At 50.1% G+C, this 14,118-nt stretch carries 18 protein-coding genes; 13 read left to right on the top strand and 5 right to left on the bottom strand.

Annotation, left to right across the window (positions count from 1 at the left end):
• Positions 1-55 precede the first annotated feature (55 nt).
• The 8 genes from ACXKZD_RS20945 to ACXKZD_RS20910 all read left to right on the top strand — a co-directional run bounded on the left by ACXKZD_RS20945 (position 56) and on the right by ACXKZD_RS20910 (position 7,212).
• Positions 56-2,092 carry a ParB/RepB/Spo0J family partition protein gene (locus ACXKZD_RS20945; RefSeq protein ID WP_488982206.1) on the top strand — a complete coding sequence of 679 codons (2,037 nt, stop codon included), beginning with the start codon at positions 56-58 and terminating at the stop codon, positions 2,090-2,092.
• 38 nt (positions 2,093-2,130) lie between these two features.
• Positions 2,131-2,568, top strand: a complete 438-nt coding sequence (gene psiB, locus ACXKZD_RS20940; RefSeq protein ID WP_488982205.1) for a conjugation system SOS inhibitor PsiB — start codon at positions 2,131-2,133, stop codon at positions 2,566-2,568.
• Positions 2,565-3,296 carry a plasmid SOS inhibition protein A gene (locus ACXKZD_RS20935; protein ID WP_488982204.1) on the top strand — a complete coding sequence of 244 codons (732 nt, stop codon included), beginning with the start codon at positions 2,565-2,567 and terminating at the stop codon, positions 3,294-3,296. The genes psiB and ACXKZD_RS20935 overlap by 4 nt, the downstream gene beginning before the upstream one ends.
• Before the next feature lie 506 nt (positions 3,297-3,802).
• Positions 3,803-4,192: a hypothetical protein gene (locus tag ACXKZD_RS20930; protein WP_488982203.1), complete on the top strand. Its 390-nt coding sequence runs from the start codon at positions 3,803-3,805 to the stop codon at positions 4,190-4,192.
• Between the two features lie 103 nt (positions 4,193-4,295).
• The gene (locus ACXKZD_RS20925) at positions 4,296-4,433 is read left to right on the top strand and encodes a succinate dehydrogenase flavoprotein subunit (protein ID WP_105399925.1); all 138 of its coding nucleotides are present in this window, start codon (positions 4,296-4,298) and stop codon (positions 4,431-4,433) included.
• Positions 4,430-4,999, top strand: coding sequence for a hypothetical protein (locus ACXKZD_RS20920; protein WP_105399926.1), 570 nt, complete (start codon positions 4,430-4,432; stop codon positions 4,997-4,999). The genes ACXKZD_RS20925 and ACXKZD_RS20920 overlap by 4 nt, the downstream gene beginning before the upstream one ends.
• Before the next feature lie 691 nt (positions 5,000-5,690).
• A complete protein-coding gene (locus tag ACXKZD_RS20915; RefSeq protein ID WP_033774313.1) occupies positions 5,691-6,269 on the top strand; it encodes a hypothetical protein in 579 nt (192 codons plus the stop codon).
• Between the two features lie 121 nt (positions 6,270-6,390).
• Positions 6,391-7,212: a DUF932 domain-containing protein gene (locus ACXKZD_RS20910; protein WP_488982202.1), complete on the top strand. Its 822-nt coding sequence runs from the start codon at positions 6,391-6,393 to the stop codon at positions 7,210-7,212.
• Positions 7,213-7,234: 22 nt separating this feature from the next.
• Here ACXKZD_RS20910 and ACXKZD_RS20905 read toward each other — a convergent pair whose 3' ends face one another.
• A complete protein-coding gene (locus ACXKZD_RS20905; RefSeq protein WP_033781193.1) occupies positions 7,235-7,768 on the bottom strand; it encodes a lytic transglycosylase domain-containing protein in 534 nt (177 codons plus the stop codon).
• Positions 7,769-8,592: 824 nt separating this feature from the next.
• Between ACXKZD_RS20905 and ACXKZD_RS20900 the strand changes: the two genes are divergently transcribed.
• Positions 8,593-8,979 (top strand): relaxosome protein TraM, encoded by a 387-nt coding sequence (locus ACXKZD_RS20900; RefSeq protein ID WP_488982201.1) that lies wholly within the window; start codon positions 8,593-8,595, stop codon positions 8,977-8,979.
• A gap of 44 nt (positions 8,980-9,023) precedes the next feature.
• Here the strand turns inward: ACXKZD_RS20900 and ACXKZD_RS20895 are convergent, their stop codons facing one another.
• The 4 genes from ACXKZD_RS20895 to ACXKZD_RS20880 are packed head-to-tail and all read right to left on the bottom strand — an operon-like array spanning position 9,024 to position 11,954.
• The gene (locus tag ACXKZD_RS20895; protein WP_488982200.1) at positions 9,024-10,292 is read right to left on the bottom strand and encodes a sensor histidine kinase; all 1,269 of its coding nucleotides are present in this window, start codon (positions 10,290-10,292) and stop codon (positions 9,024-9,026) included.
• Positions 10,289-10,741 (bottom strand): putative pterin-binding protein, encoded by a 453-nt coding sequence (locus ACXKZD_RS20890; RefSeq protein ID WP_488982199.1) that lies wholly within the window; start codon positions 10,739-10,741, stop codon positions 10,289-10,291. The genes ACXKZD_RS20895 and ACXKZD_RS20890 overlap by 4 nt, the downstream gene beginning before the upstream one ends.
• Positions 10,738-11,172 (bottom strand): GNAT family N-acetyltransferase, encoded by a 435-nt coding sequence (locus ACXKZD_RS20885; protein ID WP_488982198.1) that lies wholly within the window; start codon positions 11,170-11,172, stop codon positions 10,738-10,740. The genes ACXKZD_RS20890 and ACXKZD_RS20885 overlap by 4 nt, the downstream gene beginning before the upstream one ends.
• A gap of 11 nt (positions 11,173-11,183) precedes the next feature.
• Entirely contained in the window at positions 11,184-11,954 is a 771-nt protein-coding gene (locus tag ACXKZD_RS20880; protein ID WP_488982197.1) for a helix-turn-helix domain-containing protein, read from the bottom strand.
• Between the two features lie 352 nt (positions 11,955-12,306).
• Between ACXKZD_RS20880 and ACXKZD_RS20875 the strand changes: the two genes are divergently transcribed.
• The 4 genes from ACXKZD_RS20875 (at position 12,307) to ACXKZD_RS20860 (ending at position 14,115) form a co-directional block, all read left to right on the top strand.
• Complete coding sequence (locus tag ACXKZD_RS20875) at positions 12,307-12,510, top strand: TraY domain-containing protein (RefSeq protein ID WP_488982196.1); 204 nt, start codon at positions 12,307-12,309, stop codon at positions 12,508-12,510.
• A 235-nt stretch (positions 12,511-12,745) separates the two neighbouring features.
• Positions 12,746-13,162: a type IV conjugative transfer system pilin TraA gene (locus ACXKZD_RS20870; protein ID WP_488982195.1), complete on the top strand. Its 417-nt coding sequence runs from the start codon at positions 12,746-12,748 to the stop codon at positions 13,160-13,162.
• A gap of 6 nt (positions 13,163-13,168) precedes the next feature.
• Positions 13,169-13,471 carry a type IV conjugative transfer system protein TraL gene (traL, locus tag ACXKZD_RS20865; protein WP_488982194.1) on the top strand — a complete coding sequence of 101 codons (303 nt, stop codon included), beginning with the start codon at positions 13,169-13,171 and terminating at the stop codon, positions 13,469-13,471.
• A 44-nt stretch (positions 13,472-13,515) separates the two neighbouring features.
• On the top strand, positions 13,516-14,115 hold the full coding sequence (locus tag ACXKZD_RS20860; RefSeq protein WP_488982193.1) for a TraE/TraK family type IV conjugative transfer system protein: 600 nt from the start codon (positions 13,516-13,518) through the stop codon (positions 14,113-14,115).
• Positions 14,116-14,118 lie beyond the last annotated feature (3 nt).

Genomic DNA, 14,118 nt, shown 5'->3' with positions numbered 1-14,118 from the left:
GCGGAGCAGCCACTCCGCAGGGCGGGACAGTCAATAATCTAACGAGGTATTAACGATGTCAGTAACCGATGTTAAAGCAAAAGCCCCTAAAAGAACCAGCGTTAAAAAAGTGACCGGTGCCGAACAGGCGGCGGTAAAAGCGGCGCTTGAGGCCGCGCCGGTTGAGTATGCGCCCCTGTCAGTGTTCGTCATGTCACTGCTGAATGCCCGTACCATCCCGTATTCCACTGAAAGCGTTGAGAGCATGGCGGCAACCATCAGGTCGGTCGGCCTGTTGCAGAATCTGGTTGCCCACGAACTGCCGGACGGTGAACTGGCGGTGGCTGCAGGTGGCAAACGCCTTACTGCCCTGAATCTGCTGCTCTCACAGCAGTTTCTGACCCCCGATTATCCAGTGCCGTTCAAGCGCGTTTCCCCGGAAATGGCCGCGCTGGTTTCCTACATCGAGAATGCGCAGCGCAGCGATATGCATGCGGCAGAACAGATTGCCAGCTTCGGTACCCTGGCTTATCAGGGAAAAACCCCAGAGCAGATTGGTGCAGAGCTGGGCTACAGCACCCGTCACGTTCAGCGTATGCTGAAACTTGCAAACCTCGCGCCGTCACTGCTTAAGCTGCTGGCAGACGATCAGCTGACAGTTGAGCAGTGCCAGGCGCTCTGCCTTGAAGACGATCAGGCCCGTCAGGTGCGTGTTTATGAAGAGGTGAAAGCCTCCTGGCATAACCTGCCCGTCACCATGTTAAGAAAACTCATTACCGATAAAGAAATTTCGATCACTGACAAGCGCTTTCTTTTCGTAGGTCGTGAGGCGTATGAGGCAGCAGGCGGTGTCGTGCGCGAAGACCTGTTCAGTCAGCAGGAAGGTGAGGGAACGGCTGACTCGGTGCTGCTGGAAACCCTGACCGTGCAAAAACTGACCGCAATGGCGCAGGACATTCAGAAAAGCGAAGGCTGGAAATGGAGCATGGGCCAGCTGAGTTCGCTTTACCCGCACAGGGATGCACTGACTTATCAGCTGACTGACGAGCCGGAGCCTGTGTACATCGGTGATGAAGAAAGCCGCATCGATGATCTGTACCAGGTAGCTGACGATTGCGCACAAAGCGCCGACGACGATGGCTACAGCGCCGCCAGCGATGCAATTGAAATCATCGAAAAAGCAGCACTGGTTCGTGCCTGGACCCCGGAAATTCGCGCCATGTCGGGCGTGGTGGTCGGGTTCGATAAATACGGTGAACTCTGTGTGCAGCGCGGCGTTGTGCGTATTGCCGATCTGCAGGGCGAAGAAAGCAGCGAAACAGAGCAGGGCGCAGAGTCTGCCGTACCTCAGATCAGCCCCATCAACGTGGCTAAAAAGCCGGATGCGGCTGAGGGTATCAGTCTGCCGCTTCTCACAAAAATGTCCTCTGAGCGCACTCTTGCTGTGCAGGCTGCGCTGATGCAGCAGCAGAAAAAGGCGGTTGCCCTGCTGGTCTGGCAGCTTTGCACTGACGTCTTCACCTCCGGCTCACATTATGGCAACCCGTTTGGCATCCGCGTGACCGTGCCTCATTACAGCCTGACGCAGAATGCCCCGTCCGGTGACAAAGGCCCGGGGTTTACCGCCATGATGCAGGAAAAGACCCGTCTGGAAGCCCTGCTGCCGCAGGGATGGAATAAAGACTTCACCACCTTCTTCGATCTGAGCGGTGAAACGCTTATGTCACTGATGGCGTTCTGTGTCGCCTGCTCGGTTGACGGGGTACAGACGCGTGAATCTCAGCGCACATCTGACAGCCGCCTGGACTCACTGGAAAACGCCATTGGCTTCCACATGCGTGACTGGTGGCAACCCACAAAGGCGAACTTCTTCGCTGACCTGAAGCATACACAGATTATGGATGCGCTGACTGAGGCCGGTTTTAAAGGCGCGGCAGCAGACGCGGCGAAAATGAAGAAGGGGGATGCTGCAGAACTGGCAGAGGGAAAAATGCGGGATACGCGCTGGGTGCCAGCCTGGATGAAAGGGCCGGAGCCTGAAACGACCGGCGGGGCCGGATCTGCTGAGGCTGACAGCGACACTGACAACAACGATCCCGCTCACGCGGCCTGATAAGGAGCGCCGCCCTTCGGGGCGGCATGGAGACAAACATGAAAAATAACAATGCTCTGAACCTGACCGTGCTGACCGGAATGCACCCCTGCGAATTTGAGGAGTGGCGCGAAAGAGGCGAGCACGATCGCCATATTCTGACCAGCGCTGTCGCGCAGCTGCTGCACGTACCAGCGGGCTGGAATGTCAACGGGGAATACCGTGGCGAATTTGGCGGATTCTTTCCGGTTCAGCTGCGCTACACGCCGCCCGGAGAGGCGTTCAGTCTCTGCGTATGCAGCCCGGGAGACGTGTCCGGGGAGTGGCTGATTGTACTCATGTCAGCTGACGGTAACTGCGTGCGCGAGGTGCTCAGGCTGACGCCGTTCGACACGCAGCGCATCAGCGACCTGATCGCCGCAGCGGCGCAGGCATCCCTGCTGGAACACTGCGCAGCCGGCATAGCGGAATATCTGGCAGAAGGAGAGTTCGCATGATCCCGGTCAGCCGTTCACTGGTTCCGCTTTCACCTGCACGCCGTGCAGCGATGCAGGCCATCGCCTTCGTTGAAAACAGGCATGAACGTAACGTGTACTGTGCAGACTATCCGTATGCACACGCCTTTTTCCGCCTTCTCAGGGGCAGCAGGCGGGTAACCCTGAAAGAAATCCGCTTTTTCCGTCCCTCAATGCTTGAGGCCGAATTCAGGGGTAACAGACAGTCATGGCTGGCAGCGATTGACCGGATGATTGCCAGTTCAGGTGAGGACTGTCCGCATCCGCTGAGCAGTTATGATGTTCACGATCTGTTTCCGGGATGGCGTTTTCAGGGCACCGAGCGGCAGCGGCGAAAAACGGAGCTGCGCGATGAGAAGTATTCCCGCCAGTATCGCCGGGAGAGAGAGGAGAAAACGCGGATTCATCAGGCGGTAAAAGGGCAGGCTGAGATTGACCTGGCATTCCACACGCCAGCCAGTGTCAGCAGCTGGATATCACGCTGGTCTGACTCGCAACTGCATCATACCGAGCTGGAGATCATGTTTTATAGGTGGAGTGAGAGATTCCCTTCACTGAAATCTCTGGAGCGCTGGGAAATGGCAGGCCAGCCGTTATGGAGACTGGGGGCTGAGGCCGGGTTCCTGTCAGAGGAATCGACCGCGATGACGCAGGAGCTGGAACGCTGGATGGTACCAAACAAGCTGATGTTCAGGGCGGTAGCGGTATGAGCCAGGGAGATTACAGCACTGAACTGAAAACGGCACGGAGTCATGGCCCCCTTCGGCTCCCCGGCTTTGCCGGGTCGTCAGTCCTACTGCGCTAACCGGCTTTGCCGGTAAGCTCCGCCGAACCCCTTCGGGTTTCGGACATAGGGCCTGATGGCTGAGGTCAAAAGCTGCAACCGGCTGTCGCCGGTGCTTCAACCGGGCGCGCTGCGCCCTTTAAGGGCGTCACGCCGTTCCGTCGTGACGACTGTGTTCATGCTCATCCCTGTGCTGTCACCCTTTTCCGGCTGGTACGGAGCGGAGGGCTTTTCGTAGCACAGTCATCCGTTCGCCCACTAGGGGTACGCTTCGCCGTTCCTCGCCCGTTCGCACTCGCCACAAAGACGGCTCGCTTGCGCTGCGGCCTGCGGTGACGCCCCGTGTTCGCCCGTCTGCCGGTGCTACTTATGCCCTTCGCCGCTCCATACCAACCGAAACAGGGTTTTAGTAACCATCAGAGGAGAACCAGCATGAACACACAGAACGTCAAAACCGCCGCAACCAAAACCACCGAAACCTGGGCTGAAGGGCAAAACATCAACGGCCTTGATCCGGCTCTGGCTCAGAGCCTGGATTATCTCAGGTTATTGAAGTCGGAGAGCATGAACGAGGAAGAACGTTTTGTACTTCTCACAGGCACTCTGATGAATATGGCTGAACAGGTTTGTAACACGGTTACTGACTGGTCACGCCCGCGCCCTATGATCCCGCTGGCATCATTTAAAGCGTGGATTGAGGCGGCACACATTGCGCACGGCTATCCAGACGGAATAGGCGATGCAGCATGGGGATACGCAAGCAGTGAACTGGCTTTGATTCTCAAAGCCGGATACGCCATGCATAAAGCGGATATTGCCTGATGAGAGAAGTGCAGATGTAAAAAAAGCAGAGTTTCCTCTGCTTTCTTCACCGCCGGTATTTACGAGATACCGGCAACATCAAAACCAGAATCTGGAGAGATATATGATTTTTGACATGCAAATCGTCGCACATGCCATCGCGGTTGTAAACGCAATGCGCAGCGGCCAGCTGGCACATTTAGCGGCAATGGTGTTTTCACAGTGGATGCAGGTAGCGCGTAAGGTGGAGAAGCAGCCATGAGCCAGATTATTAAGCATCCACATTCCACAGCATTCACCAGCCTGATTCAGCAGGACGATATCACCAGAGTGATGGGCAAATACTGCCTTATTCGCCTGGATAATGGTGCAGAGTCCTTCTGGCACAATGGCCATTATGTCTGTGAGGCAAACGGTGCATACGGTGAAACGGGTGTGTCAGACATTGCCAGGCTGACCGCACGGGCGGGTGGTCATTCGTTACGGTGCATCGAGCTGCCGGTGCCTGATGGAGAGTGGTGCTGGGGTGATATAGCGGAAACACTGGCTCGCAGTGCCCTGAGTGAAACGGTACGGGCCTCCTGCATCGTGACGGGCTGCATAACAGCGCAGGGCAGGGGGGTTCACTTCTGCAATCATCCGCTGCTGAGCGGCGACAACTCGAATCTGTGGTTTCCAATTGGCAACAATGAAGACTGGTTTGCGGCTGTGGAACGGATTCTAATCATGAACGGTTTAGCCGAAAATCTCACCAGTCTTTCACCGCTTCGTGACGGACCAGATTACATGGACTGGAAAGCGACCTATAACAGGAAGGTCATAATCTAGGGAGCTAAGGCCGGTTTACACCGGCCATTCTGTCCATGAGCGGGGTGCTGAACCGCGAAAAAAACCAGCAGGCCTTACAGGCCAGGCAAAACCCGGTGCTGACGCACCGGCTCTCCCCCTCCGCGTTCTCTGTAGTCTGCCAGTGATGCCGGGTGTTTCACTGCTGTCCGGATGGTGTCGCCGGTTATGCAGGCTCAGATGCAATTGCTGCCTTTACTGACTAAACATCAACTTCAGGGGCCGGGACATGGCCCCCTTCGGCTCCCCGGCGTTGCCGGGTCGTCAGTCCCACTCCGCTAACCGGCAAAGCCGGTAAGCTCCGCCGAACCCCTTCGGGTTTCGGACATAGGGCCTGATGGCTCAGGTCAAGGGCTGCAACCGGCTGTCGCCGGTGCGTTCACTGGCCCCGAAATCGGGGCCGCTGAGGACCGGACCGGCAAAGGGCCGCCGTCCGGTGCTGTGTCCTGTTCATCTCCCGCGTTCTGTTTCGTTTCCTGAATTCCTCGCCGTGCAGAAATCTGGCACACGGGCGCCTTCGCACAAGGGACGCAAGCTAAACGGCTGCACCCGGTCCCTTCGGGCTGCGGCTTTGCCGTTTCCCTCTGCGCTCAGCCTGATCCCCGTGCGCCCGTTCTGCCCTCACGGCGAGGAACTCAGAGAAACATCGAATAAACCACACGGGAGACACAACATGTCAAAGCTGAACGTCAACACCCCGGCTTCAGAATCTAAAGAATCATCTTCTTTAACGGCAAAACCATCAGAAGAAATCAGCTACGAAGCTATCCGTCGTGCATTACGTCGCAGTCTATTTTTCAAGGATCATCCGCAGTTCAATGTGAACACCGCGGCGCTGCGTAGCGATTTTGCTATGAATCTGGAGTATCTGACGGCGGCAACCTTTACGCGCGAAGAGGCAGATTTTAATACGGGAAAATTCCGCTCAGGAATCGAGATGCTGCTGATTAACGCGCATGAAAAACTGCAGATCACGGTTTTTGTTTATGCTCCAGCGGCAGGCTCTGCACCGGAAATCTATGAAACCCGGATCGTGCATTCAGCTAATCCGATTGGTGAAGAAGAGTATGCGGAAAATACCGAATACCAGACTACTAACGTTTACAAAGCCACAGGTGAGCTGAATGTTGCGGCGCTTGATCTGTTCTGGTCTGAGCATGAAGGGCTGATTAAATATGCGAAGCAAAACCTGCCCCGGACTAACGAATACAGCCCATTCTGCCACTGGCAATTTTCGCACCTGAGAGGATGAAAAAACACTACCCTGCAGCGTTCTGCAGGGAAATGAGATATCTGATATTCAGCAAATCGCTGGCCACTAGATAAGTTTTTTATTTGACAGCTGACACTATTTCTTTATGAGGTTATTAATTATGGTCCGTTTTTCTTCCCGCTATGCAGCCCCGACTGCTATCCGTAAAAACAGCCCGCTCAATAATGATGAGCTGATGCGCATTGTTCCGAGCGCATTTTCCGCCGAAAAGCATGATTCACGCTCTGAGCGTTATACCTATATTCCTACCATTACCCTGCTGGATAAACTGCGTGAAGAAGGGTTCGAACCTTTTTATGCCAGCCAGTCGCGCGTCCGCGATCCGGAAAGACGTGAGTTTACCAAACACATGATCCGCCTGCGCCGGGGAAATAATAACAGCGGCGAAGAGGTGCCGGAAATCGTATTACTGAACAGCCATGACGGCTCCAGCAGTTATAAAATGATCCCCGGTATTTTCCGGCAGGTCTGCACGAATGGCCTGGTGTGCTGGAAATCGTTTGGTGAAATCAGCGTGCCACACAAGGGGGATATTGTATCGCAGGTTATTGAAGGCGCTTATGAGGTGCTGGGCGTATTCGATAAGGTGGAAAATAATATCAGCATGATGAAATCCATTCAGGTTAACAGTGAAGAACGCCGCCTGCTGGGCCAGCTGGCGCTGGAATATAAATATGACGGCAAAGAGCCGCCGGTGTCAGCTGAGCGTATTATTAAGCCGCGCGCCTGGTATGACAAAGGCACCGACCTGTGGACCGCGTTTAATATCGTGCAGGAGAACCTGATTAAGGGGGGGGTGCCCGGCAGAACGTCGAAAGGAAAAAGAACCACGACCCGACCGGTAAAGGGCATCGACGGCGATATAAAGCTGAATCAGGCGCTGTGGAAGATGGCGGAGGAGTTCGCAAAACTCAAATCATGAAAATAACCCCGGCATGCCGGGGTTATTTTTTGTCAGGCATTACGTCCGCAGCTAAGAAATTTTCAGGCGCGGGCGTTTTTTTATTCTGCTTCGCCATTGCGGTGTAAACCTCATCCCGTGCAATGAGCACGCGGTAAATACTCTTGATGATTGCAGCATATTCACGACGCTGTTTGATAAGCTTCGGGCTCGGGCCGGTGTTGTACATCCCGACGCTGTCCCAGTTTCTGCCATACTGTCTGAAATTTCGCGCCTCGATCCACGCACCGGTATAAATGCAGATGCACGGATCTTTCAGCAGCCTTTCCCGCGTAATATCGAAATTTTTCAGCTGATTAAAGTGAGAGCTGTTTATCTGCATATTGCAGACATCATGCGTGCCGCCGCTGCTTTTCGTATTCAGCGCATTATTACGCATGCGTGATTCCTGAATGGAATGCGCCATCAGGAGACGCGGATCAATACCGAAATCCTGCCCGGCTTTTGTGAAACACATTTCCGGCGCAGCCTGCGCGCTGAATACAGCGGCAAGCGCGAGAGCAGCAAATATTTTCATTCTGATAATCTCACGTACGTGCGCGTAAAGCGCCAGGCGGGTTCGTGTGGAAAATACCCGCTCAGATCATTGCTTGCAAGATAATTCGTTACAGACGCGCACGTTGCGCTGACCGGCTGGTGACGAACCTTGTCAGGGATATAAAGAATTCAGCAGGAGAGCTTTATTTATCAAGCCGCTCTTCGGGGGTAAGATTTCATCACACCCCACGCAAGATGAAATCTTGCAGTTTAGTTGTTTAAAAACATGAGATTAACTTTATTTTTTAGCTTATTTTTAGAGGTATGATGAAAATTGTGTGTTAATTAACACACTTTACAGTGCCTGATTGTGTGTTAATGCAGTGCTGGATTGTGTGTCATTACAGTGCTGGATTGTGTGTTAATCCGGCACTGTAAACGGCACTGTAGTGTGTGCTGATTGTGGCTATTGATTAAAAACATAATGTTATGCATGGTATGACAGTGTGCAGTGCCGGATTAACACACATAAAAAAGGCCTGTAGTGCCGGATTAACACACCTCAAAAGCCGGTGCAGTGCCGGATTGACACACATCGTTCACAAACTTAAGGTGCGATTTACGTATGAAAAGTGTGCATGGTGCCGGATTGACACACACAGGATTGAGGTGCAGTGCCTGATTAACACACCTGCCGGATGAAATGAACGGTGCCGGATTGACACACAATTCAACCGGGGTGAATAATACAGGTTTAGTGAGCTTGTCCGAATGCGGCAGTCAGGCTGGCTCCGTAAAGAGGATAATTATAAATAAGTAACAAAGGCACGGGTAAATATACCCTGCCTTACAGGGAATACTGTCATGGCGCGCAGAAATATTTACTTCAAAGAAAAAACCGAAAGGGAAGTGCAGGAACTGGTGCAGATAGAGTTGCAGAACGGCGCAAGCCACGGCGAGGTTAACTTTTCCTCTGTAGTGAATGAACTTGTCGGTATCGGTCTGATGGTCAAGAAACATCAGGGTGAAGGAAATAAGTTTGATACAGAGGGATTCAACCGAGACTTAATACGTCGTGTTGCCGGAACGCGCGAAGGAACCAGCATCATGATGGCTATGCTGACGGAAATGTATCTGCATATCCGCGGTGAGTCCGGGCCGCAGGCGCTTGAGGAGATGATTGACCAGAATCTGACAGGAATGAGCTCTGCGGAAGATAAAGCGGAGAGTAAGCACTTTATTGTTGAGTAATAAAGAAGTCCGGAAAGCCCGGACTTCATTTTATTTTCATAAAATCAGTTAACGATATTAATCGGGATTCTGACCATGAAAGTAGAACCTTTACCAATCTCAGAATGCGCACTGATTCTTCCTTTCATCGTTTTGAGGTAGCTTTTAACAATCGAAAGCCCCAAGCCAAGCCCTTGCCTTGTTTGACTCTCTAGACCCTGATTGAATGGCTTGTACAGCATGTTAAGTTTTCGCATGTCAAACCCACAACCGGTATCGCTGACTCTCAGGAATAAGTGAGATTGAGCTACTCTTAATCGAACCTTAATCAAACCGTTATGAGTGTTTTTATTGGCGTTATCAATAATATTGTGGATTATTGATATTATTTTTAGCTTGTCTGCATTAATCAGAACGTTCTGCGGATATACATCGCAATCAATTTTATTTGCATTGCTTTCATTAAAAAGAGATAAGCCCGCCTTCAATGCATCTTCAGTGTAGAAGCTAACATTATTAACACCGACATTACCAATCTCAATTTTTGAAAACTCAAGTATTTCTTTCGTTTGCTGATAGAGTTTATTAGAGTGGTATGTGATTTTTGTAAGGTACTTTTCTGAGTTTAAAACATCCCCCCTTACATCAATCATATCTGAAGATAATTGTATTTTCTGAATAGAACCTGATAGCTCGTGATAGATTGCAGATATGAAAATGTTCTTTCCTTTTATAGCTGAGTTTAGCTTCGCAATATGTACCCACAATAAAATAATTAAGGTGAAGAGTAGTATTATGCTGGAAAGAGCCGCGAGTTCAGTATAAGAAGAATTATCAACTATAAGTGATTTTATTGTGTTGAAGTTTCTTATCTGGATTCTATATATAATTTCCTGCAGATTGATAAGTGTGTGCTGCATCTTGTTCATCTGCTCTAATAGCACATCCTTCCTTTTTATTGGCGGTGTGGACTCATTAAGCCTGCTTAGTTCAGCGCTTTGCTTTTCAAGAAGCTTAAGGGCACTCAGAAAATCAGGCTCATAATAAAAAGAGTTAATACGTAATGATTTGTTTTTAAGGATTCTGACTTTTGAATCAAAAATTGATTTCTTTGTTTCGAAAATATAAGGGTTTTCTATCTGGTAAACAGATGTCCGGGTTCTTTCAAATGCCAGGAAGAGGATTTCAGCCGTCGAATAGTTATCAAGGTTTGGCTCGATACTTTTATACTGGTTTTTAATCTCATTAAATTGCTGGACAGTAAAAAAAACTGAACCAGAAAAAAAAAGAGTCAGTACTAAGCCAAGCGCGACGGGAACAACCCTACGTTTCATTTGATAACCTCAATCCTGTTTATCTGCCAGACAGTTTTGGCATTCAATTCAAGTTTGTTCAGATCCGGATGCTCGTCTCTTGGGTAGATAACGGCAAATGGACCAAGGTCAGAAACCGGTATCATTTGGCCGTTTTTACGGTATGCCAGGATAACCTGGTATTTCAGCAGCTCCCCAACTGGCAGCGTGTAACTGTAGTCATCAAGTGCGTAGACTCTCAGGGATGAGCCCGTAATCGAGTACTTTGATAGTAACTCTGTGAAGGTCACGCCTTCAAAAGTAGATTTAGGCGTGAAGTTCGTAGCTGTAGTGATTGAAGTCACTGGTAGCTTCAGTAAATCCTCAGTAGAGATGTTTATCTCTTTACTGCCATCTGCCAGAACAAAGGAGTCAGCATATGCTGCTTTGGCTGATATCAGAGCGATCAAAAACGCTGTGAGCACCTTCATTGGTTCATTTTCCTTTTCTTCATGATTAACTGTCCATATTCATCATGACCGCAACTATGCCAGCCTCTCCCTTGATAGAAACGAGCAGCTGAGGAGTGTTCGTCAGTGGTCAGTTCAATCTCAGTGTCTCCCTGTTCAAAAAACCACTCAGTGATTTTTTCCAGTATCACTCCCCCAATTCCTCGACCCTGATACTCTGGCCGTACAAACAGACCACCTATCAATGCATGGGGTATGTGAATGCCGAGGCCATAACCCACATAGCTATCCTCAATTCTGCAGATCCATCCGCCACCCTGAGCAACGTCAGCCAGAATTACTTCTCTCTGCAGATACTCAATCTGATGGGCATGGACAAAGTTTTCCGTGACAGAAAACCTTATGTCGTACAATTCTTTTATATGTTCAGCCGTTAATTTAATTAATTCCATTTTAGTGCCATTTAAAAAAATAGGTTTGCCAGCAATATGGATGAAAGTATAAAAACACGAGTCGGCTTTTCAACCAGTTCAACTCCGTATTCTATAATGGTTTCTCCTATCTCTCGCTCATGTTGATTTAGTTGCCCTGTGAGCAGGATGATCGGCACTGTCTCGCTTTTAGAGCGGATCTTCTTTATGACTGCCTCAGAGTTTTCGCTGTAGTCCAGTAACCAGTCAATAACATATCCATCATAACCTTCCCTGTCGACCGCCTCCATCATTTCTTGTGCTGTCTCGTAAACCGATGCATCTATACCGTATCTGTTAGATACTGATTTTAATAGTTCGAGTAGTTCTTTATCATTATCGAGTATCGCCAGTTTCGGAGCAGGTAAAAAATCCATTCTTATTACCCGCTTCATATCTTTATTGAATTTAACGCCAGTCGGATTTACTACATAATAATTTTTATGAAAGTGTGCATAGTTAATGCCAGGCTCTTTAATATCAACTTCTTCCTCACTTACAATAACGTTGCACCTTACATGCATGTCATTAACAATGAATATTCCGTTATAGGGTTTTACTTCTTCTAGTGATTCGTGGAAATAATCATAAACCGCTTTCAGTTCGCTATAGAAAACCCCTCTTTTACCATCGAGTTTTTGTTTGGCGCTCTGATATTTAATGCCGAGGATATCAGCCATTGTTGAAGCCTGCTTCCTTTTGTCGATTCCTTTCCGCTCGAAAAGTTCTAATACCTTTTTGAGGTTTTTATTAGATGTGTCCAAAGTCTACTCCCGCCCATCGGTTACGTTTCACTCAGCTAACGCCATGACTCAAAATTTGGGTTAAACAAAAGATGATACACGAATGACTATCTTTTGAGGGTTTTTTTAGCTTTGTAACTTTCTGTTTAGTAAAGCTTTTTTCGATATTCTCAATATCTATATAGGAAGATACTCAAAAACTACTCGATATACTTTTCATTACATGCATAATTATTTACATAAACGCATCAAAGGTGAGTTGATTATGAGTTGTTTAGTTAAGTTTTTTAATCAGTAAGCGAAACGGGTTAAAGCAAGCCTTAGCGGCTAATGTCATGAATTTATTGATTTTTATTCACGAAAGAGACGCCTTATGTCCAATGAAAAATCCATCAGAGGAGGTGCAGTTTTAGTCCACCTGTCAGAGGAGACTAACCAGCTCCTGGTGGAATCTTCGAAGCGTTCAGGAAGAAGTAAAACACGAGAGGCAAAAATCAGACTTGAAGACTCACTCAGGTCATTTTCCGACCTGGCCGCCACCGGTCGGAGATTCGAATCTGCCACTGACTGTGAGTAGTTTTTGAGTATTTTTCGCCGCCCGCACCTCTCATTTAAATGTGTATTTGTAACGCTGATAATAACTTACTGTATATAAGGAGGTAGATATATAAAGCCCACCCTGAATTAGAAAATTCGTATTCACCAAAATGTTTCTCAGACTGCATCAGATGTTGCCGGTGCAGGGAATTTCTCGCCATTATAAAAATGGTGAGTCCTTTTTTTAGAGCTTGATTCGGATTAAGGATTAAATAATGCAAACTTCGATTTTCGCTTCCGGTAAAACGGATAGCGTGGCGGTAGCATTGTCTGATGTCTACCAGAAACCCTTCTCTGGTAAATATTTCTCCATTAAACAAAGGCTGAAAGGTCTTACCCATACTGCCTTTAAAAAAGTTTATCGGCATCGCGCAAATGTAACCCTGATAGCTCTCGCAATGCTGTTCTTTGCGTTGCCACATTTTGCCGGGGCTACTGACCTGCTGGCCGCGCAGAAGCAGGATGCCAAGGATACGTTCGGCCACGGCAGTACCGTTGAGTGGGGAATGTACATCGCCGAAGTCATCATCTCGATTGGCGGATACATCAAAACGCGCAACCCGATGCTGTTCGTCGGCGGTCTGGCTTTCCTCATCGTTATCACCCGCACTTTCTTCGCCCTGGCCGGTTAATCCCGCATGGACAGGGAATCGCTTCAGTACCAGTTCCCGGAAACCCTCAATCAGCAGAAACGCCTTGGCGGACTCCCCACAGAGGAGGCCGTGCTCATCCTTGCGTGCGCGGGCATCGGCCTGCTCTGCGACCTGTTCATTGTGATGCTGATTGTGGCCGGCGCACTCTGGCTGTTAGTCCGTCACCTGAAGAAGGGGCAGGGCACCTGGTGGCTCATGAACCTTCTTTACTGGTACCTGCCGACCGCGCTGCTCCGGCTGCAGTTTCGCCGCGTGCCCGACTCGGGCAACCGGCACTGGATGCAGTAACCCGCGCGCCATCTCCGGATGGCGCTTATTAAAAGGATAACGCTATGAAGTATCAGATCCGGGAGGGGCGCAACAGGGTAATCATTCTGGCCCTGTGCGCACTTTCGCTGCTCGTGTTTATTCTCGCCGTCAGCAACGTCGTCACCGGCGCGCTGGCGTGGCACTTTGCAAAAAAGCAGAAGACCCTGACTACCCCGATGATGTTTGACCGCCCGTTCCTCTCCGATTCCGCCTCCGGAGACGCGGCCTTAAACGGCATGCTGGTGCGCTCTTTCGTCAACCTCCGCCTTTCCGTCACGCCTGAAACCGTGGACAGCCAGCACGCCGCCCTGCTGCGCTTCGTTCCCGCTGAATACCGTGACGATATGAAAAAGCAGCTCGCCGCCGAAGCTGAGTACATCAAAAACAACGGCGTCTCTTCCGTGTTCCGCATCGATGACGAAATCACCGACTCCACCACCGGTGACATCACCGTGCAGGGCACGCTGAGCGCAAGCACCACTAACGGCAACCTGAATATTTCACTTCCGGATGCCAGTAAAGCCTACCGGCTCAGCGTGCACTACGTGGACGGCCTTATCCGCCTGACGGCCTTCCCCGAGGTGCCCTGGACTCAACCTGAACGCCGCCCGCAACAGGACTGAACC

Source organism: Pantoea sp. ABR1s (genome assembly GCF_057812235.1).
Note: the sequence above shows the minus strand (reverse complement) of the source record. Positions and strands in the feature narration are given on the sequence as shown.